The 23370-nt window shown below is 45.6% G+C and carries 20 protein-coding genes; 11 read left to right on the top strand and 9 right to left on the bottom strand.

Translation table 11 applies throughout. The features are described from left to right. Positions 1 to 102: 102 nt before the first annotated feature. The 6 genes from gyrA to dnaA form a co-directional block, all read right to left on the bottom strand. Positions 103 to 2616, bottom strand: a complete 2514-nt coding sequence (gene gyrA / locus CZ502_RS05320; RefSeq protein WP_076460276.1) for a DNA gyrase subunit A — start codon at positions 2614 to 2616, stop codon at positions 103 to 105. 41 nt (positions 2617 to 2657) lie between these two features. Continuing rightward, positions 2658 to 4607, bottom strand: coding sequence for a DNA topoisomerase (ATP-hydrolyzing) subunit B (gyrB, locus tag CZ502_RS05315; protein ID WP_076460273.1), 1950 nt, complete (start codon positions 4605 to 4607; stop codon positions 2658 to 2660). Next, positions 4604 to 5728 (bottom strand): DNA replication/repair protein RecF, encoded by a 1125-nt coding sequence (recF, locus tag CZ502_RS05310; protein WP_076460270.1) that lies wholly within the window; start codon positions 5726 to 5728, stop codon positions 4604 to 4606. The genes gyrB and recF overlap by 4 nt, the downstream gene beginning before the upstream one ends. A gap of 8 nt (positions 5729 to 5736) precedes the next feature. After that, positions 5737 to 5958: a S4 domain-containing protein YaaA gene (gene yaaA, locus CZ502_RS05305; RefSeq protein ID WP_076460268.1), complete on the bottom strand. Its 222-nt coding sequence runs from the start codon at positions 5956 to 5958 to the stop codon at positions 5737 to 5739. A 265-nt stretch (positions 5959 to 6223) separates the two neighbouring features. Beyond that, complete coding sequence (gene dnaN, locus CZ502_RS05300; RefSeq protein ID WP_076460266.1) at positions 6224 to 7366, bottom strand: DNA polymerase III subunit beta; 1143 nt, start codon at positions 7364 to 7366, stop codon at positions 6224 to 6226. A gap of 176 nt (positions 7367 to 7542) precedes the next feature. Then, positions 7543 to 8862: a chromosomal replication initiator protein DnaA gene (gene dnaA, locus CZ502_RS05295; protein ID WP_076460264.1), complete on the bottom strand. Its 1320-nt coding sequence runs from the start codon at positions 8860 to 8862 to the stop codon at positions 7543 to 7545. Positions 8863 to 9355: 493 nt separating this feature from the next. Here dnaA and rpmH point away from each other — a divergent pair, with 493 nt between their 5' ends. From rpmH to lepB, 10 genes are all read left to right on the top strand, one after another. After that, positions 9356 to 9490 (top strand): 50S ribosomal protein L34, encoded by a 135-nt coding sequence (gene rpmH, locus CZ502_RS05290; protein ID WP_003665227.1) that lies wholly within the window; start codon positions 9356 to 9358, stop codon positions 9488 to 9490. Positions 9491 to 9624: 134 nt separating this feature from the next. Then, positions 9625 to 9978: a ribonuclease P protein component gene (gene rnpA, locus CZ502_RS05285; RefSeq protein WP_076460262.1), complete on the top strand. Its 354-nt coding sequence runs from the start codon at positions 9625 to 9627 to the stop codon at positions 9976 to 9978. A gap of 3 nt (positions 9979 to 9981) precedes the next feature. Then, positions 9982 to 10815, top strand: coding sequence for a YidC/Oxa1 family membrane protein insertase (locus tag CZ502_RS05280; protein WP_200804221.1), 834 nt, complete (start codon positions 9982 to 9984; stop codon positions 10813 to 10815). 103 nt (positions 10816 to 10918) lie between these two features. Further along, complete coding sequence (gene jag, locus CZ502_RS05275; RefSeq protein WP_076460260.1) at positions 10919 to 11704, top strand: RNA-binding cell elongation regulator Jag/EloR; 786 nt, start codon at positions 10919 to 10921, stop codon at positions 11702 to 11704. A 154-nt stretch (positions 11705 to 11858) separates the two neighbouring features. Continuing rightward, positions 11859 to 13247, top strand: a complete 1389-nt coding sequence (gene mnmE, locus CZ502_RS05270; protein WP_076460258.1) for a tRNA uridine-5-carboxymethylaminomethyl(34) synthesis GTPase MnmE — start codon at positions 11859 to 11861, stop codon at positions 13245 to 13247. Positions 13248 to 13256: 9 nt separating this feature from the next. After that, positions 13257 to 15200, top strand: coding sequence for a tRNA uridine-5-carboxymethylaminomethyl(34) synthesis enzyme MnmG (gene mnmG, locus CZ502_RS05265; RefSeq protein WP_076460256.1), 1944 nt, complete (start codon positions 13257 to 13259; stop codon positions 15198 to 15200). Positions 15201 to 15400: 200 nt separating this feature from the next. Next, a complete protein-coding gene (gene asnB, locus CZ502_RS05260) occupies positions 15401 to 17320 on the top strand; it encodes an asparagine synthase (glutamine-hydrolyzing) (RefSeq protein WP_076460254.1) in 1920 nt (639 codons plus the stop codon). A gap of 131 nt (positions 17321 to 17451) precedes the next feature. Further along, positions 17452 to 19002, top strand: a complete 1551-nt coding sequence (locus CZ502_RS05255) for a UDP-N-acetylmuramoyl-L-alanyl-D-glutamate--2,6-diaminopimelate ligase (protein ID WP_076460252.1) — start codon at positions 17452 to 17454, stop codon at positions 19000 to 19002. 20 nt (positions 19003 to 19022) lie between these two features. Next, entirely contained in the window at positions 19023 to 20267 is a 1245-nt protein-coding gene (locus CZ502_RS05250) for a carboxylate--amine ligase (protein WP_076460250.1), read from the top strand. A 169-nt stretch (positions 20268 to 20436) separates the two neighbouring features. Beyond that, positions 20437 to 21042: a signal peptidase I gene (lepB, locus tag CZ502_RS05245; protein ID WP_076460248.1), complete on the top strand. Its 606-nt coding sequence runs from the start codon at positions 20437 to 20439 to the stop codon at positions 21040 to 21042. Between the two features lie 44 nt (positions 21043 to 21086). Here the strand turns inward: lepB and CZ502_RS05240 are convergent, their stop codons facing one another. From CZ502_RS05240 to CZ502_RS10785, 3 genes are all read right to left on the bottom strand, one after another. Beyond that, complete coding sequence (locus tag CZ502_RS05240) at positions 21087 to 21638, bottom strand: PepSY domain-containing protein (RefSeq protein ID WP_083673324.1); 552 nt, start codon at positions 21636 to 21638, stop codon at positions 21087 to 21089. Between the two features lie 58 nt (positions 21639 to 21696). Then, the gene (gene hpt / locus CZ502_RS05235; RefSeq protein ID WP_076460242.1) at positions 21697 to 22233 is read right to left on the bottom strand and encodes a hypoxanthine phosphoribosyltransferase; all 537 of its coding nucleotides are present in this window, start codon (positions 22231 to 22233) and stop codon (positions 21697 to 21699) included. A gap of 319 nt (positions 22234 to 22552) precedes the next feature. Continuing rightward, positions 22553 to 22702, bottom strand: a complete 150-nt coding sequence (locus tag CZ502_RS10785) for a hypothetical protein (RefSeq protein ID WP_200804220.1) — start codon at positions 22700 to 22702, stop codon at positions 22553 to 22555. A gap of 160 nt (positions 22703 to 22862) precedes the next feature. On the opposite strand from CZ502_RS10785, the gene CZ502_RS05230 reads away from it, so the two are divergent. Continuing rightward, positions 22863 to 23345, top strand: coding sequence for a flavodoxin (locus CZ502_RS05230; RefSeq protein WP_076460239.1), 483 nt, complete (start codon positions 22863 to 22865; stop codon positions 23343 to 23345). Positions 23346 to 23370 lie beyond the last annotated feature (25 nt).

Below are 23370 nucleotides of genomic sequence, written 5' to 3'. Positions count from 1 at the left end.
ATAAAATACTATTTAAAACAAGGAACATCTAATAAGAAATCCTGAAATTGCGGTCTCTATAATATATATACGCAAAAATTTTAAAATTGCACTTTATTTATGCTAATTTTCTGTCGATTGTTCTTCCCCGGTTTGATTATCAGCGGACACCGCAACATTTTGCTCATCAGGGTCATCATCTTCTTTGTCGACCTTCGCAATTGTTGCCACCCGTGCATCATCATCCATCTTAATCAGGTGGACACCAACTGCTGCCCGGCCAGTTTGGGAGACGCTCTCGATTCCGAAGCGAATAATGACCCCTTGGTCCGTCACAAGCATGATATCTTCATCCCCGTTAACTGTCGTCAAGCCGACTAATGGACCATTCTTCTTTGTCACATTGACCGTCTTGACCCCGAGACCACCACGTCCCTTGATTGGGTATTCTTTTGCGGCAGTTTGCTTTCCGAAACCATTTTCACTGATTACCAGCACATTGCTATCCTGGTTCAGTGGTGCAGCCCCAATTACGTAGTCTTCACCGCGCAGGCGAATACCACGGACACCCGCAGCACTCCGCCCCATTGAGCGGACAACTGATGACTTAAAGCTTAGGGCGTAACCATTGTGCGTCCCAATAATCATCGGCTGGTCTTCCTTGATTACCTCGACGGCAATTAATTCATCATTGTCATGGAGGCTAATCGCTTTAAGACCATTGCTCCGAATGTTCTTAAATTCTTCAACCGCAGTCCGCTTAACGGTACCGTACTTCGTAGTGAAGAAGAGGAACTTGTCATCATCATTTGTTTCATGCGAAACATTAATCACCGCGCTGATCTTTTCCTGGTTGTCAATTCCCAAGAGATTAATGATCGGGATCCCCTGGGCAGTCCGCCCATATTCAGGAACCTCATAGCCCTTCATCGAGTACACCTTTCCAGAATTGGTAAAGAATAACAATACGTCATGGGTCGAACTCGAAATAAGCTGTTCAATAAAATCGTCCTTATGAACGCCCATTCCCTTTACACCACGGCCACCACGATGTTGCGATTTAAATTCATCAACTGGCAACCGCTTGATGTACCCGTTATGGGTCAAGGTTACGATGATATCTTCTTCTTCAATCAAGTCCTCGTCTTCGATATTTGTAATATCCCCGACTTGTAGTTCAGTCCGGCGCGCATCACCAAACTTCTTTTGAATTTCCATCAATTCATCGTAAATGATTTGGTTGATGCGTTCTTTATGGGCAAGGATATCCTTGTAATCCGCAATTGCCGCCATCAACTTTTGATACTCGTCTTCGATCTTTTCCCGTTCCAAGCCGGTTAACCGAACGAGCCGCATATCAAGGATGGCTTGGGCCTGCCGGTCTGAGAGGCCATAGTTGCTCATCAATTGATTCTTTGCCACTTCACTTGTTTGGGAAGAACGGATAATGTTAATGATCTCATCAATGTGGTCAAGGGCAATCCGTAACCCTTCAACGATGTGTGCCCGGCTCTGTGCCTTCTTCAATTCAAACTGCGTCCGCCGCCGAACAACCGATTCTTGGTGTTCAAGGTAGTACTGTAAGATTTGCTTCAAGCTCAAAATCTTTGGTGCGCCGTTGACGATTGCTAGCATGTTGAAGTTGAACGTCGTCTGCATCAAAGTCATTTTATAAAGGTTGTTCAAAATGACTTCGGCACTTGCATCCCGGCGAACATCAATTACGATCCGCATCCCATCACGGTCAGTTTCATCGTTAACGTCCGTAATCCCGTCGATTTCTTTATTTCGGGCAAGGTCAGCAATTCGTTCAATTAACTTTGCCTTGTTAACCATGTACGGAATCTCGTGAACGACAATCCGTTGCTTACCGTTCTTTTGTTCTTCAATATCCACTTTGGCCCGGACGATAATCGTTCCCCGGCCAGTCTCATAGGCTTTGCGGATTCCTGACTTTCCCATTACAACTCCACCGGTTGGGAAATCAGGACCAGGGATCGCCTTCATCAGTTGTTCCGTTGTCACGTTTGGGTCATCCATCAGCATGTGTAAGCCACTGATGACTTCTCCTAGGTTGTGGGTAGGGATATTGGTGGCCATCCCCACGGCAATCCCTGAGGCCCCGTTGACCAACAGGTTAGGGAAGCGCGCTGGCAATACATCTGGTTCTTTTTCCGTCCCATCATAGTTGTCATGGAAGTCGACCGTGTCCTTGTTAATATCACGAAGCATTTCCACCGCAATCTTGCTCATCTTTGCTTCGGTATAACGCATGGCCGCAGCACCGTCACCATCGACGGACCCAAAGTTCCCGTGGCCGTCAACCAGCATGTAGCGGTAACTAAAGTCCTGCGCCATCCGGACAAGCCCTTCATAAATCGAAGAGTCACCGTGCGGGTGGAACTTCCCCATTACGTCCCCAACAATACGAGCAGACTTCTTGTAAGGCTTATCAGGGGTAACCCCTAATTCGTTCATTCCGTATAGAATCCGGCGTTGCACCGGTTTTAATCCATCACGAACATCCGGCAACGCCCGGGAGACGATAACACTCATCGCATAATCTAAGAATGAGTTTTTCATCTGGCTTGTCAGATTGACGTCCGTGATCCGATTTGGCATATCATGTTCAGCCAATGTCGTTCCTCCTTTTTTGTGTCAACAACAGCAACTCTTCGCTACAGGTCAAGGTTTTCAACAAACTTAGCGTTTTCTTCGATAAAGTCACGCCGTGGACCTACTTTAGTTCCCATCAACATTGGGAAGATCTTATCAGCCTGTTCAGCATCATCTAACTTAACCCGTAATAAGTGCCGGTTTTCTGGGTCCATCGTTGTTTCCCATAGCTGTTCTGCGTCCATTTCACCAAGCCCCTTGTACCGTTGGATTACTGGCTTGGGACTAGGCTGAAGGGAGTTAACAACCCGCTCTAATTCTTCATCACTCTCAATGTACTTAACAAATTTTCCTTGACGAACCTGGTATAGCGGTGGCTGCGCAATGTAAACATAGCCATGGGTAATCATCGGCTTCATGAACCGGTAGAAGAGGGTCAGCAACAAGGTCCGAATGTGGGCACCATCGACATCGGCATCAGTCATAATAATTAGCTTATGGTAATTGGCCTTGGTGATATCAAAGTCTTCCCCAAAACCAGTACCCAGAGCAGTAAACAGCGAACGAATTTCGTCATTGGCTAACACCCGGTCAAGAGTTGCCTTTTCGACGTTCAAAATCTTTCCCCGAATAGGTAAGATTGCTTGGGTCAGCCGTGACCGTCCCTGCTTAGCAGAACCACCGGCGGAGTCACCCTCGACGATAAATAGTTCTGAAATCTCAGGGTCCTTACTCGTGTTATCCGCTAATTTACCAGGTAAATTACTAATTTCCAGGCCACTCTTCTTCCGGGTAACTTCCCGTGCCCGCTTAGCAGCAACCCGTGCCTTAGAGGCTAACTGCCCCTTTTCAATGATCTGCCGCGCTTCATCAGGGTGCTCCAATAAGAAGCGGTTAAAGGTCTCCGCAAAGACGTGATCAGTGGCAGTCCGTGCATCTGAGTTCCCCAACTTCGTCTTGGTCTGCCCCTCAAATTGCGGGTCAGGGTGCTTGATTGAAACAACCGCCGTTAACCCTTCACGAACGTCATCCCCAGAAAGGGTTTCGTTAGCCTTTAAGACCCCGGCCTTATGCCCATAGTCATTAATTACCCGGGTTAAGGCCATCTTAAACCCAGTCTCGTGGGTTCCCCCTTCGTAGGTATGGATATTGTTAGTGAAGGTTAATAAGTTGCTCCGGTACGAATCCGTGTATTGCAAGGAAACTTCAACCGTGATGTTGTTTTCCTTTCCTTCAACGTAAATCGGTGGGTCAAAAAGGACTTCTTGGTTTTCGTTTAAGAACTCAACATAGTGCCGAATCCCACCCTCATAGTGGAATTCTTTGCGCTCATGCTCTTCGTCCCGTAAGTCTTCGATCGTAATCTTAAGGCCCTTGTTCAAGAAGGCTAATTCCCGCAAGCGATCTGTCAAGGTCTTGATGTTATAGGTCGTCGTCTCACGGAAAATATCCGGATCTGGCTTAAAGTGGACGGTCGTCCCGTGATCTGCTTCTGGCAAGTCCTCCCCGATGACCTTCATTTGGGAGTTAACATGACCATGATCAAAGTCCATGTAGTAACGCTTGCCTTGCCGGGCAACCGTAACATCCAGTTCAGTTGATAGTGCGTTGACGACAGAGGCCCCCACCCCGTGAAGACCACCGGAGACCTTGTATCCACCGCCGCCAAACTTACCACCAGCGTGGAGGACCGTGAAGACTGTCTCAAGCGCTGGCTTACCGGTTTCCTTTTGGGTGTCGACGGGGATTCCCCGGCCATTATCCTTAACCGTAATACTGTTATCAGGGTTAACGATCACGTTGATTTCATTACAAAAGCCGGCCAGCGCTTCATCAATCCCGTTATCGACAATTTCCCAAACAAGATGGTGAAGCCCCTGGGCAGATGTTGAACCAATGTACATCCCTGGCCGTTTCCGAACCGCGTCTAACCCCTTTAAAACTTGAATTTGGCTAGCATCGTATTCACTAGCCAACTCAGCTTTGGTTTCTTTTTGTTGTTCGTCGCTCACTTTAGTTCCTCCTTGTTCAAAGTGCCGTGTTCAATTTCAAAAATGGTTGGCTCGTTAATTAGTTGGCGGGCAACATCGCTTAAACTGGTCGTCGTCAAAAATGTCTGCACCTTATTTTGAATTGCCGTTAGCAGGTGGGTCTGCCGAATCGTGTCTAATTCGGATAACACATCATCTAACAGCAATAACGGGTATTCCCCCGTCTGCTCTTTCATCAAGTCAATCTCTGCTAACTTCACTGAAAGAGCCGTTGTCCGCTGCTGCCCTTGTGAGCCAAACGCCTGAACGTTCTTGCCGTTGACCATAAAACGAATGTCATCACGGTGGGGACCGTACATTGTCGTTCCCTGGTCAACCTCCCGCTGTTCATTATCCTGGTAAAGCTTAAATAGGGTCTGGTAAGCCTCTTCGACCGTCGTTTGGTCATTGATCTTTAGCTGGTTAACGTACCCTAGCTGCAGTTGCTCTTGGTTTAAGGAGATTTCTTTATGCAAAGCACTCGCCCACTTTTCTAAGTCCTTTAGAAAATGCTGACGCGCGACAATCACCTCCGCCCCAAACGCCGCAAGCTGGTCGGATAAGACGCCTAACAAGACACGATCCGTCTGTTGGTGATACTTCAACTGCTTAAGGTATTTATTGCGCTGCCGAAGCAATGTCCGGTACTGCCCTGCATTGTAAAGGTACTTACTGCTCATCTGGCTAAATTCCCGGTCCATAAAATGCCGGCGCAAGGCTGGCGACCCCTTGACGAGGGTAAGGTCTTCCGGGGCAAATAAAATCGCATTTAGCTGGCCAACATACTGTGATAACCGCGCCTGCTCGAGGTGGTTGACCTTGGCCTTTTTCCCCTTACTAGTAAACTGCAATTCTAACGGCACCTTGCCGACACTCTTTTGGACAACACCGCTAATCCGCGCTGACTTTTCCTGCCAATTAATCAAATCGTGGTCATTATTTGTCCGATGGCTTTTGGTTAGGGAAAGGACATAAATTGCTTCTAACATGTTGGTCTTTCCCTGCGCATTTTGACCAATTAAAACGTTCACTCCGGGAGCGAAGTGAACGGTTAGATCCTGATAATTTCGAAAGTGATGTAAATGCAATTCCGTCAGAATCATGGATATCCCTACTTACTCTTGACAACAAATGATTGCTGATCCGCAATTTCAACCCGATCATCGGGGTACAGCTTACGGCCACGCCGCGTATCTGCTTCACCGTTAACTAATACTGTATTTTCCTTTAAGAACCACTTCGCTGCACCACCAGTAGGAATGATTCCTTCTTCTTTGAGTAATTGTCCTAGTGTAATAAAAGGACGGTCAATTAATACCGACTTCTCTTCCAATGTTTTTCACCTACTTTTTCTAGTGTCCATTATACCACAATCTAAAGGCTAATATCGCCTTATTGGCCCTTCTCAGCCCGTTAGAGGTATTTTACCCATTTTTCTTAAAAAATACCCAAATTTGCTCTAACGCCAAAAAAATGCCCGCTAATAAAAGGCAACCGTCAAAAACACACTGTGTCGTATGGATAAAAAGCATACTAATAAGGAGGCCGTAGAAAAAACATCGTCTTTTCCACGGCCTCCCTGCAGGGATTATTGACTATTAAAATGTCCGTACTGGCGTAATTAAGTGAACAAAGTTTTCGGCGTCTTCAGTTGGGACCAGGGTAAATGGCCGCAACGGTGAAGTGAATGAAATCTTAATCGTTGATTGACCAAATGACCGTAATGCGTCCTTCATGTAGTTAGGGTTAAAGGAAATTTCAAGGTCGTTTCCTTCCAAGGCAGTCGTTGCAACTTCTTCTTCAACCATCCCAATATCTGGGGAATCGCCGCTGATTCGAACAAAGTTTTCGGATGGCTTCAAACTTAACTTAACGACGTCATTACGACTCTCGTGAGAAAGCAATGATGCCCGCTCAATTGAAGATAAGAAAGTTCCCGCATCTAATTCAACTGTCGTATCAGCAGTATCAGGAATCAACTGACTAGTCTCTGGGTAGTTTCCTTCCAGTAGGCGTGAATAGAAGTGGGTATTGCCAAAGATAAACAGCACCTGGTTTTCCGTTACCTGCATCTGTACATCTTCGTGAACGTCACTGATCATTCCAGAAAGTTCGTCCATACTCTTCCCAGGAACGATAACGTTAAAATCAATGTTATTGTCAACGCTATCTAAGGTCACTTTCCGTTGTGCAAGACGGTGACTGTCCGTTGCTACGGCAGTCAATACCCCGTCACTCAAGGTCATGTGGACCCCCGCGAGGATTGGGCGACTTTCTTGCTTTGATACAGCGATAACGGTCTGCCGGATAACTTCTTTTAGGATATCATTCGGCAACGTAACTGTTTTGTTTGTTTCAACTTCTGGCAAGTGCGGGAAATTTTCTGCATCCTGGCCATTGATTTGGAACTTTGCAGTTCCTGAAGTAATATCTGCTTGAAACCCGCTTGTAACTTCAATAGTTACTTGTTTATCAGGCAGCTTTTTAACGATATCACTGAAGAAACGGGCAGGTAACACAATGGCACCTGGGTCACTAACTGTCAGGTCATAGTCTGCGTTATTAGCATCAATAACACTTTCGATCGTTATATCAGAATTACTTCCAGTTAAAACAATGTTGTCGTTATTTACGACCATCTTTAGTCCCGTTAGGATTGGAATAGTTGTTTTTGAAGAAATTGCTCGTAACACATTGTTAAGTTGGGAAATAAATGCAGTCCGATTAATTGTAAATTTCATGGCGATCATTCCTCTTTTTGTTATGTATATAAATATATTTAATAGTTTAAAAAATAGTCGTAGTAGTAGGTCCTGTTAATACTGTGGATAACTTTGAAAAAGCTTGATGTTTAGACTTATCCACCTGTTGATAACTTGTGGATAACCTTGAGGAAAAAGTGCTGACTTTTCCACAGCTAGGCGCGAAGTTTCGCTTTTAACTTTGCAATATCATTTTGGAGGTCAGTATCCTTTTTTAAGCCTGCTTCAATTTTATCGATAGCATGAAGGACGGTTGTATGATCCTTGCCGCCAAATTCGTTACCAATCTTTGGCAATGAAGAGTCAGTAAGTTCACGCGAAAGGTACATCGCAATCTGCCGGGGCATCACGATTTGTTTGACCCGTTTCTTGCCGAGAATATCAGTTTGCGTGATGTTGTAGAATTCTGCAACTTCTTTTTGGATTGTGGCAATTGAGATATCGGTATTACCGGCTTTATGCAACCCTTTTAGTGCTTGGGACGCTAAACTTGGGGTAATCCGTTCACCGCTAAGGTTGGCATACGCTTGCACCTTGGTGAGGGCGCCCTCGAGTTCACGAATATTGGTGTCAATCTGCCCAGCGATGTAGTTAAGGGTATCATTGCCAATATCAATATGGTCTTCTTCAACCTTACTTCTTAGGATTGCGATCCGGGTTTCGAGGTCTGGTGGCGTGATTTCAACGGTTAGACCCCAACGGAACCGCGAAACGAGCCGGTCTTGCAGTTCCGGAATTTCGTTGGGAATCCGGTCAGAAGTCATCACAATCTGTTTTTTACGGTCATGAAGAGCGTTAAATGTATTGAAGAATTCCAATTGCGTTCCTTCCTTGTTGGCAAGAAACTGGATATCGTCAATAAGTAACAGGTCGAGATTACGGTATTCTTCCCGCAGTTGTTCAGTTGTGTTATTCCGGATGGCATTAATGTAATCATTCGTAAAGTCTTCGCTGGTGACATACTTGACCCGGGCGTTGGGGGTTACTTGCAGCATATGGTTACCAATTGCTTCCATCAAGTGGGTCTTACCAAGGCCAACCCCCCCATAAATGAAGAGAGGGTTGTAGAGACTACCGGGGCTTTCAGCGACGGCAAATGCCGCAGCGTGGGCCATCTTATTTCCTTCACCAACGACGAATGTTCCAAAATTATAATGGGGATTTAATGGCGTATCCATCTCAAAAGTTGGTGTTACGTTTTGTTGCGTCTTATTTGTATAGGTAAATTCTCCCTCTAAAACATAATGCGGTTCAATTGGTCGTCCGAGTTCATGCTGGGCGTAGTCTTTGAGCCGGTCATTTAAATTATGGCGCCAAAAATCGCGGTGCACCGATGTGGGCACCTCAATTTCAAGCTGGTTTTGTGAGAGAGAAATTGCTTTTGCCGGAGCAATCAAAGTGTCAAAGGTTACCTGTGTGGTATCTTGACGGAATGAATTTTGGATCGCTTCCCACAGAGAATCGAGCTCAGTCAAAATAATTCCCCCTAAGTTTAAATTACAAACGGTATTTTATCATTACCTTGCGGAGTTTTCCACAGGCAAGTGGATAATAATAAAAAAGTTTACACAACGCAGTGTGTAAATTGTCCCCAGTGGTGTGAAAAACAGGGAAATAAAGTTATTAACAAGAGTTATCCACAAACAAGTGTTGATTTAAGTGGTTGATATAGCGGCATTAATTAGACTTATCAACAGTTTTACACAGGTTTGTGGATAACTTTAATAACAGCTGTTGACTTGGGGAAAAGTCCGGTAAAACGCTGTTGATAACTTGTCCACAGAAGGGCGAATTACACAACGCTGTGGATTGTTTTTGAAATAATGTGGATAACTAATTTTTTTCAATAAAATTTTGTCATTTATTAATTTTGAGATATGTGTTATACTACCAAAGTATGTTTGAAGAGATCGTCTTTTAGAGACTCTAGAAACCAAACCACTCATTTGAAATAGGAGGTGCAATTGTATGAAGCGCACGTTTCAACCAAAGAAGCGTCACCGTGCACGTGTCCATGGCTTCCGTAAGCGCATGAGCACCAGTAACGGCCGTAAGGTATTAGCACGTCGGCGTCAAAAGGGCAGAAAAGTATTATCTGCATAACCACGGCCACTTTTACAGTGGCTTTTTTTATTGTGTGGGGCAGGGCAGTCAGCTTGGCGAGCCATTGGAATCGTTGAAGTTGGAGGATGCCTGCCCCTTTTTTATATTTACGAATAAGGCTGGGGATTATACACATGAGAAAATCATATCGCGTAAAGAAGGAAAGTGAGTTTCAACGGGTTTTTGAAACCCATAATTCCGTAGCCAACCATAAATTTGTCATCTATCAAATGGCAAAACCAGGACAGAAGCATTTTCGTGTTGGAATCTCAGTTGGAAAAAAGATTGGGAATGCTGTTCACCGTAACTGGGTGAAGCGGCGGATCCGGCAGACATTGCTAGAAGTTAAGCCACAGTTGCGCGCTGACGTTGACTTCTTGGTAATTGCTCGTCCGGCGGCTGACGGTTTATCGATGGCAGAAACAAAGAAGAACCTCGTGCATGTTTTAAACCGTGCACACTTATTAGATGAAAAAAGTGAGGATTAAGGTTTGAATAAGAAGATGAAACGGTTCCTGAGCTTAGGGGCAATTATGAGCTTGACACTATTTCTGGCTGCCTGCTCTAATAAGCCAGTCACTAGCCACAGTACCGGCTTTTGGGATCACTATATTATTTACAACTGTTCACAATTTATTATTTGGCTATCCAAGCACTTTGGTGGTTACGGGATGGGGATTATTATCTTTACGATTATTATCCGGATCATCCTATTACCGCTAATGTTTTACCAAACAAAGTCAATGATGAAGACCCAGGAAATTGCCCCCCAACTAAAGGCAATCCAAAAGAAGTATTCATCACGTGACCGGGATTCGATGCAAAAGATGCAAATGGAAACTCAAAAGCTGTACAAGGAAGCGGGGGTCAACCCATGGGCATCGATGCTGCCACTGTTAATCCAGCTGCCAGTTATGTGGGCACTGTACCAAGCCATCTGGCGGACAACCGCCCTGCGGAACGGGACATTCTTATGGTTGCAGTTAGGGCATACTGACCCATACTTTGTAATGCCAGTGCTAGCCGCATTGTTCACCTTTGTCAGTTCGTGGTTGTCGATGGCCTCGATGCCAGAAAAGAATTCGATGACGACGACGATGACGTACTTTATGCCAATTATGGTGTTCTTTATGGCATTAGGATTCTCATCAGCAATTACGCTCTACTGGGTTGTGACGAACGCTTTCCAGGTCGTGCAGACGCTGATTATCCAAAACCCATTTAAGATTCGGCGGGAACGTGAAGAAAAGCAGCGGGCCGAAAAAGCCAAGCGGCGGAAGATTGAAAAGGCTAAGCGTCGTGCTTACCAAAGTCGGCGGAAGTAAAATGCTAGTTTTAGTGAAAAAGGAGCCAGTGTGGTCTCCTTTTTATTTTGCTTAAAAGACGTGTAAAATAAGTAGCAGAACTAATTGGTTAGGGGATACGAATATGACAATTTTTGTAGGAACGACAATTGCGGATGCAAAACAGCAGGCGAAAAAGCAGCTAAAGCTAACGGCAAACCAGGAGCTTCAACTAGAAGTTATTCAAGAACCACGGCGAGGCTTTTTCGGAATCGGTCGTCGTCTAGCAAAAGTTGCGGCAACGGTAACTACCAAGGAAACGCTTGAAAAGCCACAAATGACAAACAGCGAAAGTGCAGTTAAGCCAGCCCCGGTTAGCGAAAAACGGCAGGCGCCCCAAGAAACGACGAATAGTGAAGTTGATGAACTCGACTTAGCAGAGATCAAACGTCGTCACCAAGCAAATATCGACCGTGTCCAGCACGGTGGCCAATTGCTAGTGGGATATTTAACCGATGTCTGTACTCAGCTGGGAATTAAGGTTGCTCCGCAGATCATTGATGTTCAAGCACACGAACTTAAAATTGACTTGCAGACGGCGGCGTCGGGGAAGGTTATTGGCCGGCATGGGCGGCGGATTAATGCCCTCGAACAGTTGAGCAATACCTTTATGGACTATCACGGTGCGCCGAAAACAACCGTTATTCTCGACACGTCGGATTACCGTAAACGGCGGGAAGAAGCTGTTAAAAGCTTAGCGGAACGATCAGTAACGGAGGTTGTCGCAAGTGGAAAAGCAGTCTTTTTAGATCCAATGCCTGCCCGGGAGCGGAAGTTGATCCACCAGACTTTGGAGGGGAACAGTCATGTTAAGACATACTCCCACGGCCGGGAACCATACCGTAGTATTGTGATTGCCCCGAAAAACTAACTAATTTATTGACAATTTAAAATAATGATTTTAGAATATGAGCGGTTATAAAATTAATTACTCGTTAAAGTAGTGAAAGTGCTTTGACCATGTTTAGTAAGAGAGATGCTAGATGTGGACTTGGCGCTTTTTTTATTAGAAAGGAGCAAGGACGATGGCAAATAGTGAAACTGATACAATTGCGGCAATTTCAACTCCCGTTGGTGAAGGGGGAATTTCCATTATCCGGATTAGTGGGGATGATGCAGTCAAAGTCGCCCAACGGGTATATCAGGGGAAGAACCTATCAAAAGTGGCGAGCCATACGATCAATTATGGGCACATCGTCGATCCCGATAGCGGTGAAGAAGTAGATGAAGTGATGGTGTCGGTGATGCGGGCGCCACGAACCTACACCCGTGAAGACGTCATTGAAATTAACTGTCATGGGGGCTTGTTAGCGACTAACCGGATTTTACAGCTGGTTTTAAGCTACGGGGCCCGGATGGCGGAACCAGGCGAATTTACTAAGCGGGCCTTTTTAAATGGGCGGCTGGACTTATCCCAGTCCGAAGCGGTGATGGATTTGATCCGGGCAAAGACAGATAAGTCGATGAAGGTTGCGTTAAACCAGCTTGATGGTAGCCTATCGCGGTTGATTCGCCACTTACGACAAGACATTCTTGATGTCCTTGCCCAGGTTGAAGTTAATATCGACTATCCCGAATACGATGCGGTTGAGGAAATGACGACGAAGATGTTAAAGGAAAAGGCAACTGATATCCAGCAACGGATTCAAGCGCTGCTGAAAACCGCTAAGCAGGGGAAGGTTCTCCGGGAAGGGTTAGCGACGGCCATTATTGGGCGGCCAAACGTTGGTAAGTCGAGTTTGCTCAACTCGCTACTTCACGAAGACAAGGCAATCGTGACTAACGTAGCCGGAACCACCCGCGACGTAATTGAAGAGTATGTTAATGTCAACGGGGTGCCGCTGAAGTTAATTGATACTGCAGGAATTCGTGATACCAATGACCAGGTTGAAAAAATTGGGGTTGAAAGAAGTCGTCAGGCCCTTGATGCAGCCGACTTAATCCTGCTATTGATTGATAGTTCGGCCCCATTAACTGCTGAAGACCGGGAGTTATTAACGGCGACAATGGAAAAACAACGAATTGTTATTTTAAACAAGACGGACCTGCCGACGAAGGTTGACCTTGATGAATTAAAGAAGTTGGTTGGCAGTGACGCATTGATTGAAACCTCGATTGTTAAGCATGAGGGGATGGATCAACTTGGTGACCGGATTAACCACATGTTCTTCAATGAGGGAATCGAGAATAGTCAAAATACAGTAATGGTCACGAATGCCCGCCACATTGGCTTGCTCCACCAGGCTAATGATGCTTTAAATGACGTTTTGAAGGGGATTGCCGACGGGATGCCCGTTGACCTCGTACAAATTGATATGACCCATTGCTGGGATTTGCTGGGAGAAATTACCGGTGATAGTTACCAGGATGAGTTATTAGACCAGTTATTTAGCCAATTCTGTTTAGGAAAGTAGGGAAAATTAATGAAGAGTTCAGAAGCATTGCAGACATCTGACGCTGTCCAATATGAGGCGGGCAGTTATGATGTAATTGTCGTTGGCGCTGGCCACGCCGGAAGTGAAGCCGCCCTTGCCGCTGCCCGGATGGGGAATAAGACTTTGCTGATTACCATTAGTCTTGAGATGGTCGCCTTTATGCCATGTAACCCGTCAGTCGGGGGACCGGCAAAGGGGATCGTCGTCAGAGAAATCGATGCCCTTGGTGGTGAAATGGGCCATAACATTGATAAGACTTACATCCAAATGCGGATGCTAAACACCGGGAAGGGCCCCGCTGTTCGCGCCTTGCGGGCACAAGCGGATAAGCATGCCTACCACCGGGCGATGAAGCAGACGATTGAAGAAGAACCGAACCTGACCTTACGCCAAGCAACGGTTGACAACCTAATTGTTGAAGATGGCGTCTGCAAGGGGGTTATCACTAACACCGGGGCCCGCTACCATGCCAAGACGGTTGTGCTGACGGTCGGTACGGCTGCCCGGGGGAAGATTATTATTGGTGAACTCCAATACCAATCAGGCCCGAATAATTCTAAGTCCGCTGTTAAGTTGTCCGAAAATTTGGAGCGACTTGGCTTTGACCTTGAACGGTTTAAGACTGGTACGCCGCCACGGGTTAACGGGACCACAATCAATTACGACGAAACTGAGGAGCAACCGGGTGATGAAGAGCCCCACCACTTCAGTTTTGACACGCCTGACAGTGCCTACATCCCAGTCAGCGAGCAATTATCATGCTGGTTGACTTACACTAACGAAGGGACGCACGGGATTATCCGCGATAACCTCAACCGGGCACCGATGTTTTCCGGAGTGATCAAGGGGGTTGGGCCGCGCTACTGCCCATCAATTGAAGATAAGATTGTGCGCTTTGCGGACAAGCCACGGCACCAGGTCTTCCTTGAACCGGAAGGCCGGGATACAGACGAATACTACCTGGATGGAATCTCGACTTCGATGCCAGAAGAAATCCAGCAAAAAATTGTTCATTCGATCAAGGGGCTAGAAAAAGCAGAGCTGATGCGGCCGGGATACGCAATTGAATATGATGTTGTTGCCCCGTACCAACTCCACCCAACCTTGGAAACGAAGCTGATTAAGAACCTTTACACTGCTGGGCAGACGAACGGTTCGTCTGGCTATGAAGAAGCAGCCGGCCAGGGGCTGATTGCCGGGATTAATGCCGGTCTACGGGCCCTGGGGAAGGAACCATTTGTCCTCAAACGTTCCGATGCATACATCGGGGTAATGATTGATGACCTTGTAACGAAGGGAACGAAAGAACCATACCGCTTGCTTACTAGTCGGGCAGAATACCGGCTGATTTTACGGCATGATAATGCTGACTTCCGGTTGATGGAGATGGGCCATAAGGTTGGCCTCGTTAGTGACGAACGGCTTGCCAAGATGGAGGACAAGAAAAAGGAAGTCGCCGCTGAGATTCACCGCTTGCAAGACATTAAGCTGAAACCTAATGATGAAGCAGTCAACGACTTTATCGAAGCGCACGGGGATAACTGCTTAAAGGATGGAGTCGCTGCCGCTGACCTATTGAAGCGGCCATACTTTGACTACGCGACGCTTGCCCAGTTCATCCCGGCGCCAGCAGAAGAGCTTGACCGGCACGTGATTGAACAGGTGGAAATTCAACTGAAGTATTCTGGCTATATCAAGAAGGAAGAGGTCAAGGTTGAGCGGATGAAGCGGATGGAAGCTAAGCGGATTCCAGCTGACATTGACTATGAAGATATCGATGGCTTGGCAACTGAAGGACGGCAAAAGCTCGAAAAGATCCGCCCAGAAACCCTTGCCCAGGCTTCCCGGATTAGTGGGGTTAACCCAGCAGATATTGCAATTTTGAGTGTTTATATTCGCCAGGGAAAGTTTTCCAAGAGTGCGGAGAAGTAATTTCCCGGGAAATCGAAATTAATGGTCAAGAAGGGCAGCAGACGGCGCCCGCTAGGATTTCTTATGGCTTTATTAAATAAAGCTGCTAGTTCATTAAAATTAGTGATTATATGATATAATTTAGGTTCGAGTTTCTATTGCGAAAAAATAATTACGATATTGAGACCTGTGAATCTAAGAGAAAGAAGAGGAAGTTTATAATGTGTGGGATTGTTGCATTCGTTGATAATGAAAAACCACAAATTAAAGACCAATTAATCAAAAAGATGAAGAACCGGATCATTCACCGGGGACCGGACGCTGAAGGTCAGTACGTTGATGATGACGTTGCTCTTGGCTTCCGCCGGTTGAGTTTTATTGATGTTAAGTCTGGTAATCAGCCGATCTTTAATGAGGACGATTCAAAAGCGATTGAATTTAACGGTGAAATTTATAATTTCGAAGAATTACGCGAAGAATTAATTAAAAAGGGTCACACCTTTACGACCCATGCCGATACTGAAGTTATCCTGCATGGTTACGAAGAATGGGGCAAGAAGATTGTTAACAAGCTGCGGGGGATGTTTGCCTTTATCATCTGGGACCGGAAGACCAAGGAAATGTTTGGTGCCCGGGACCATTTTGGGATCAAGCCGCTTTACTATGCCCAGATGAACGGGACATTCTTTGTTGGCTCTGAAATCAAGGCCTTCCTTGACCACCCGAACTTTAACAAGGAATTGAACAAAGAAGCACTAAAGCCTTACATGACCTTCCAGTACCCGGTTACCCAGGAAACATTCTTCAAGGGGGTCTACCGGCTCCCCGAAGCGCACTACTTTACCTACAAAGATGGTAAGTTTGCGATGGAACAATACTGGGATGAAGACTTTGCACCAGCAGACGAGAGCTTTGATGAAGCAGTCGACAAGATTGATAAGGTTGTTCAAGAATCAGTTAAGGCGCATTCATACGCTGACGAAGGGATCAAGGTGGGTTCCTTCCTTTCTGCCGGGGTAGACTCGAGTTTAGTTACTGCTTTGATGAAGCCAAATAATACTTTCTCAATTGGTTTTGATAGTACTTATGATGAGACCAAGCAGGCACGGGAACTAGCTGCTAAGATGGGGCTGAAGAATACTGACGAAAAGCTAACGAATGAGGAAGCATTCCACGCCTTTCCAACGATCCAGTACTACCTGGATGAACCAGACTCTAACCCATCAGTTGTTCCACTGTACTTCCTAAACAAGCTTGCCAAGGACAATGGTTATAAGGCTCTCCTTTCCGGTGAAGGGGCCGACGAATTATTTGCTGGTTATATTGACTATGGTTTTAACACCAAGGTTAAGTTTATCCGTTGGGTTACGGACCAGTTGAAGAAGATGCCACGTGAGCGGCGCTACAAGTTTGCTGAATGGCTTAAGGGCAAGCACTTCCACGGTCAAGAGCATATGTACCGCAACTTGGCTCCTGCTCGTGATACCTTTATCGGGCAGGCTTACATCTTTAGCCCTGAAGAAGCAGCAGACTACTTGAAGCCAGAATTTGATTGTGGGCCAACGATTGCTGATATTTTGAACCCGCTCTTTGATAAGATGGAAGATAAGGACATCGATGAAGTTGCTAAGAAGCAATACGTGGACTTACATCGCTTTATGCCGGGTGACATCTGCTTAAAGGCTGACAAGATGAGTATGGCAAACTCGATTGAGATTCGGGTGCCATTGCTTGATAAAGAAGTGATGAAGGTGGCCGAGACAACCCCAACGAAGTACTTATTTAACTACAAAGATACGAAGTGGGCCTTCCGAATGGCAGCTAACCGTCACTTGCCAGAAGAATGGGCAACGCGGCCAAAGATGGGCTTCCCAACACCGGTTCGTGCATGGCTGCGGGAAAAGAAGTACTACCAAGAAGTTCGTGAATTGTTTGAGCAGGATTTTGTTAAGGAATTCTTTGACCAAGACAAGCTGCTCAAGCTCGCTGATGATAACTTTGAAGGTAAGGTTGATGGTCGGCGGAAGATCTGGACAATCTACACCTTCTTGACCTGGTACAAGCTCTACTTCATCGACAACTATCAGCCTGATGAATCAGGAATCGATAAGGCAAAGCAAACCGCCCACGCGCAAGCATAGTTAAACACAAGAAGGCTGGGGGAACCCGGCCTTTTCTTATGGTGAGAGTTTTGAACCACCCTTAGTTTATTTTTATCGTGAAAAATGGAATAATATAGGGGCAGATTGAATTTAAGGAGCGTCATTTGCAAATGGAATTGCATATTACACCTGCGCTCGCGTTATTGCGGGAGCATCATTTATTGGATCATGTTAGTAATTTAACTGATTTCACCGCGACGAGTGTATCCTATGATTCGCGGAAAGTTAAACCGGGAACCCTCTTTTTTTGCAAGGGTAATTTTTTGCCGAAATACCTAGCATCAGCTAGGGAAGCGGGGGCAATCGCCTACGTTGCCGAAAAAGAATACCCTGAAGGTGCCGGCTTGCCAGCGATTATTGTCAATGATGAGCAAAAAGCAATGGCCCTCCTGGGGGCAGCGTTTTATGGCTATCCCCAAAATGACCTCTTTATCATTGCAATCACTGGGACCAAGGGGAAGACGACGACGGCTTATTTTGCTGACCATATCCTGGCGAAGGCAACGGATAAGCATATCGCCCTATTCTCAACGCTGGACCGGGTGCTTGGTAATAAGAAGGAGGACAAATTTAAGTCTGATTTGACAACTCCCGAATCCCTTGACCTTTTTCACGACATGCGGGCAGCGGTTAACAACGGGATGACGCACCTGGTAATGGAGGTATCTTCACAAGCCTATAAAAAGAACCGGATTTATGGTTTAAAGTACAATGTCGGGATCTTTCTTAATATTTCTCCCGACCACATTGGCCGCAATGAACACCCAACCTTTGCCGACTACCTCCACTGCAAAGAGCAGTTGCTGGTTAATTCTGATGTTTGTCTAATCAATGCGGAGACAGCGTACTTTACTGATGTCTACTACACAGCAAAGGCGACGAGCCAGCCAGGGGATATCTTTTTATTTGCCCGCCATGGTGCTGACCTACAGCTACCAGATGGGTTAGCAGTGGATTTTGAATACCGCAATGACTTAGAAGACCTGCGCGAAAGTGAGTTTGAATTAACTGCCTTAACAGAAAAGGCTAAGCAATTACAGTTGGACTGCCGGTATACGACCAGCGTTCCTGGTGATTACAATGAGGGGAACGCGGTGGCCGCAATTATCGCTAGTGGCTTGGCAGGGGCCACGCAAGCAGATGCCTTAGCAACCCTTGACCATGTGCATATTCGTGGCCGGATGGAGATGATCCCCACTAAGCAACACGGGACAATTTACGTTGACTATGCCCACAACTATGCTAGTCTAAAGCGCTTGTTAGCATTCCTAAAGCGGCAAACGAACGCTGGGAAGGTTACCGTTGTCCTCGGTGCTACTGGTGATAAAGGGATCTCGCGCCGCCCTGGCTTTGGGAAGGCGTTGACCGAGGAACAGCCAGATGAGGTAATTCTCACGACGGATGATCCAGGTTTTGAAGACCCGTTAAAAATTGCCCGGGAAATAGATTCCTACATTGACCACGAGCGGGTCAGTGATGTTTCCTTTGAGATGGACCGGGAAACGGCAATTAAAAAGGCAATTGACGGCAGTGACGATGATGATATTGTTGTTTTAGCGGGGAAGGGTGAGGACCCTTATCAAAAGATTAAGGGGCATGACGTTCCATATCCGACCGACGTAAAAATTGCCCATGACTACATTGCTAAAATTGAAAAATAATTAAAGAGGAGATTATTCCAATGAGTGAACAACCCTTTGTTCCATTGATTCTAGGTAGTGACTTTAACGCATACGGGATGGCCCGTTCGATGTATGAAAAATACGGGATCAAGTCCCAGCTTTATGCCCGCCAGCCACTGGCCCCGACAAAATACTCGAAGATTGTGGAGCTGCACTATCATGAAAACTTGCAATCACCAGATGTCTTTACCAAGGTGCTGATTGACGCGGCTGATAACTTTGCTAAGCAGGGGAAGAAGACCGTGTTGATTTCCTGTGGGGATGACTATACGGAATTAGTGGCAAAGAACCGGAAAGAACTATCCAAGCACATGTTCTGTCCATATGCTGACTACGATGAGGTCGCAACCCTTACCAACAAGGAAGAATTTTATAATGTTTGTGAACAATACGGCCTGCCTTACCCCAAGACTGATATCTTAAAGCCGGATACCGATTATCGGAACTATAAGTCCCCATTTGAATTCCCAATCGCCCTGAAGGCTGCCGATGCGGTTCAGTGGCATAAGGGGAACTTTGCGGGCTATGAGAAGGCATATATTATTAAGACGCCGGAACGGTTAGCGGAAGTTCTTGAAATTATTTACGAGCACAGTCCGTATAAGGGTGACTTGATTCTCCAGGAATTTATTCCCGGCGATGATAGTAATATGCGGACGATCAACTGCTACGTTGATAAGGACCACCAGGTAAAGATGATGTGTCTTGGTCACCCCCTGCTTGAAGACTGCAACCCGGCCAATGTTGGTAACTACGTTGCGATTATGCCGGCCTATGACCAACAGATCTATGACAACATCAAGAATTTCCTTGAAAGTATTGAATTTATTGGCTTTGTAAACTTTGACCTGAAGTATGACCGCCGTGACCAACAGTTCAAGGTGTTTGACCTCAACCCACGGCAGGGTCGGAGCAGTTTCTTTGTTTCCTTAAACGGCTACCAATTAGCGACCTTCCCAGTCGAGGACTATGTTTTTGACCGCTTGAAGGACCAGGAAACAATCTATGGTAACAAGGATGAAAGCCAGTATAAACTCTGGCTGGGGGTTTCAAAGAAGACCTTCCTTCAATATGCCAAGGATAATGAAATCAAGCAACAAGCAGAAAAGCTCATTGATGAGGGCCGTTATGGGACCACTTTCCATTACGACAAGGACACGAATTTTATGCGGTGGTTGCTTGAAAAACGGATTAATTATAACTACCAAAAGAACTTTAACCGGTTCTTTGTGGAGAAAAAGTAGTTGCTAACTTTTTAATACCTGAAAACAGCCAGTTGGTGAAAGGTCGATGCTGCCACCAGCTGGCTGTTTTAAATTATGAAAATATTTTGCGATTTATAAAAAGAACTTCCCACTTTATCTAGCTAGTTGTATGATGATATTAGTTAATTAAAGAAATTGAGGAATCGTAATGAAAGCATTTCGTGAAACAATGAGTTGGGTTATTCCCATTATTATTGGGTTAATAATCGCATTATTAATCAAGCAATTTTTCTTCCAAATCGTGCGGGTCGATGGTCCGTCAATGCAACCAAACCTGCAAAATAACGAGCGGGTCTTTTGCTTGAAACGGGCACAGATTCACCACGGGAGCGTCGTCGTTTTCGATGCGAATGGTGTTGACCCACAGGTATCGGTAAAAACAGACTACGTTAAGCGGGTGATTGGTCTTCCTGGTGATACTGTCCGGTCAAAGGATGGCAATATCTACGTTAACGGGAAGAAGATTAACCAGGATTACATTAGCAAGACCCAGCGAGATTCTGGAACCGGTAATTGGAACTTGCGGAGTATCTCAGTTCAAAATAGCTGGCTGCGTAATAGCGGTGCGGTGAAGGTTCCAAAGGGGGAATACTTCGTGTTGGGAGATCACCGGAGCGTTTCTAATGATGGCCGTTACTGGGGCTTTGTTCCGCAGGATAAGATCGATGGGGTTGTAAAAGTTCCATCATGGGCGGGCACAAAGACGAGCCGTGAAAACGTCAATAAGGAGTGGCAACACTTCTATGATAAATAATAAAAAAAGCGTAACACGAAAATTTCATGTTACGCTTTTTTATATTAGTCGGCCTCTGTACTGATGACCTTCTTATCGTGGGCGTTAATCTTAACGTCAGTTGACTTGTGACCGTCGACAACTTCGACTTCCCAAATGGTTGTCCCATTATCCGTCTCAAGGGTCCATGACTGACCGTGGCCCTTCTTAGCGGCCTTTTCAGCCAGACGGTTTGCTTCTTTCCGGCTAATTGCCTTGTCAAGGTCAAGGGCAGTCTTATCGTCATTTTGCTCTAACTTTTCTGAATGCGCCTTGGTGACCTTCCCGGTTTTGGCATTGACGTTTGCGGAGTATTCCTTGTCGTTATCGAAGCCCGAAATCTCGTAAACGTACTTGTTCCCCTTTGTTTCTAACTGAATCTCGTCTACTTTAGCGTCAGCGTACTTGTTATTAAACTTCTTAACGGCGGCCTTTTCATCCAACTTGATTTGGCTCGTCGAAACCTTAGCAGCACTGACCGTTGGCGCAGCGATGAGACTTGCCCCGCTAACCGCACTAGTAGTAAGAATAGCAGCAGCGAGTAAATGAATCGCCCGCTTTTTAAGTGATTGTGACATAATGTACCTCCGAATACATAGCTTACACCAATTGTAACCTATGTCGGCCTAGATAGCACTATTTTTCGTACACAGCGCGCTTCAAGATCCCAACGTAAGGCAGGTTCCGGTAGATACCGCTGTAATCAAGTCCGTAGCCGACGATAAATTCATTTGGTACTTTGAAGCCGACATAGTCAGCTTCGATCTTGGCTTCACGCCGGGCTGGTTTATCAAGGAGGGCGCAGATATCAATGCTTTTAGCGCCACGGCCCTTTAATAATTCAACGAGAAACTTTAGGGTATGCCCCGTGTCGATAATGTCTTCCATAATGATGACGGGGCGGTCCTTGATGTCGGTTGAAAGATCCTTGATTAAGCGGACCTTCCCTGACTGGGTACCATCGGCATAGCTTGAAACATCGACGTAATCAAGGTTTAGTTTGAAATTTAGCCGCTTAATCATGTCAACAGTAAAGACAGCCGCACCGGTCATTACGGAAACGATCACTGGGAATTGGTCCTGGTACTTGCTAGTCAACTCGCTGGCTAATTCATCGAGGCGTTGTTCTACTTGTTGTTGACTGAAGAGTACTTGTTCAATATCGTTATTCATTCGTTTCTCCCTCTGTGTATCCATTGCTAATGTTCGTGTTTTGCTAGGAAAATTGCGAAAATCAATGGATTATTATTAACTATATGAGTTTAACACATAATTCTGCTTTTTAAAGGGAAAAGGCAATGAAAGCTTAACTATTTTAATGCTAGCAAATTTTAATGTTCTTAATTTGTGTTGGTAAACTTATGATAGTACTGATAATGGTAGGCAGAAGTTAGCAGGAATTACAAAACATTAAATGGGATTATTAAGAGAAAATTCGTGAAGAATAACGGGGTTGCCCAATTGCAACCCCGTTATTCCTGCATGTTAAATATTACTTTTTCTTCTGCCACAAACTGGTACCTGCCGAATAGGCGGCTTCAGCTAACATCGTGCCAGCCATCCAATCCATTGCGAGCATCATCTGATTGGTAAAAGTGAAGAACGCTGTAATTAGGTAGGCAGCTAACCATACAAATTTCATTGTTACTCACTTGTCCTTTCAAATTGAATATTAAACATCCATGGCTATTATAGGCTTTCAGTGGCGATATCGCCATTGAAAATAGGACAAGGATAAGCATTGGACAAAAAAGAAAGCCCTTACTAAAATATAGTAAACGATTAATAGAGGGGTATTGATAATGAAAAAGACACTTGTTTTGTACTACTCGGCAACGGGAACAACCAAGAAGGTAGCAGAGGAAATCGCGGTCAAGCTGGATGCGGATATTACCGCCGTGCACCCGCAAAAGCCATATACAACTGCCGACCTCAACTGGCATGATGATAACAGTCGGACAACATTTGAGCAGCATGAGCATGGTTACCGGGTTGAAATTAAGGATGACCTGCCGGATATCAGTGGTTACGATAATATTATCATTGGTCACCCAATTTGGTGGGCGATTCCGCCACGGATGTTTAGTGCGGTGATTGACCACTTGGACCTTAATGGGAAAAATGTCGCACTATTTGCCACATCTGATATTACGGGTTATGAGCGTGCACAGTCATACATGGAGCGGGCGATTAAGAAGAATGGTGATGATGTCAAGCTTGGGCAGGGGGCTGTTTTAAACAGCCGTCAGCAGTTGAACGATTGGCTGGCAAAGCTGGCCTTCTAGTGTTGCCGAACGAAAAACTCAACGT

This window comes from Limosilactobacillus caccae, assembly GCF_900156885.1.
In the GTDB taxonomy this organism is placed as follows: Bacteria; Bacillota; Bacilli; order Lactobacillales; family Lactobacillaceae; genus Limosilactobacillus; species Limosilactobacillus caccae.
This window is presented reverse-complemented; position numbering and strand designations above follow the sequence as displayed.

Coding starts and splice junctions, on each gene's coding strand:
- recF (WP_076460270.1), bottom strand. CDS start 5,728: ATGATTCTGACGGAATTGCATTTACATCACTTTCGAAATTATCAGGAT.
- dnaN (WP_076460266.1), bottom strand. CDS start 7,366: ATGAAATTTACAATTAATCGGACTGCATTTATTTCCCAACTTAACAAT.
- rpmH (WP_003665227.1), top strand. CDS start 9,356: ATGAAGCGCACGTTTCAACCAAAGAAGCGTCACCGTGCACGTGTCCAT.
- rnpA (WP_076460262.1), top strand. CDS start 9,625: ATGAGAAAATCATATCGCGTAAAGAAGGAAAGTGAGTTTCAACGGGTT.
- jag (WP_076460260.1), top strand. CDS start 10,919: ATGACAATTTTTGTAGGAACGACAATTGCGGATGCAAAACAGCAGGCG.
- mnmE (WP_076460258.1), top strand. CDS start 11,859: ATGGCAAATAGTGAAACTGATACAATTGCGGCAATTTCAACTCCCGTT.
- mnmG (WP_076460256.1), top strand. CDS start 13,257: ATGAAGAGTTCAGAAGCATTGCAGACATCTGACGCTGTCCAATATGAG.
- asnB (WP_076460254.1), top strand. CDS start 15,401: ATGTGTGGGATTGTTGCATTCGTTGATAATGAAAAACCACAAATTAAA.
- CZ502_RS05255 (WP_076460252.1), top strand. CDS start 17,452: ATGGAATTGCATATTACACCTGCGCTCGCGTTATTGCGGGAGCATCAT.
- CZ502_RS05250 (WP_076460250.1), top strand. CDS start 19,023: ATGAGTGAACAACCCTTTGTTCCATTGATTCTAGGTAGTGACTTTAAC.
- lepB (WP_076460248.1), top strand. CDS start 20,437: ATGAAAGCATTTCGTGAAACAATGAGTTGGGTTATTCCCATTATTATT.
- CZ502_RS05240 (WP_083673324.1), bottom strand. CDS start 21,638: ATGTCACAATCACTTAAAAAGCGGGCGATTCATTTACTCGCTGCTGCT.
- hpt (WP_076460242.1), bottom strand. CDS start 22,233: ATGAATAACGATATTGAACAAGTACTCTTCAGTCAACAACAAGTAGAA.
- CZ502_RS10785 (WP_200804220.1), bottom strand. CDS start 22,702: ATGAAATTTGTATGGTTAGCTGCCTACCTAATTACAGCGTTCTTCACT.
- CZ502_RS05230 (WP_076460239.1), top strand. CDS start 22,863: ATGAAAAAGACACTTGTTTTGTACTACTCGGCAACGGGAACAACCAAG.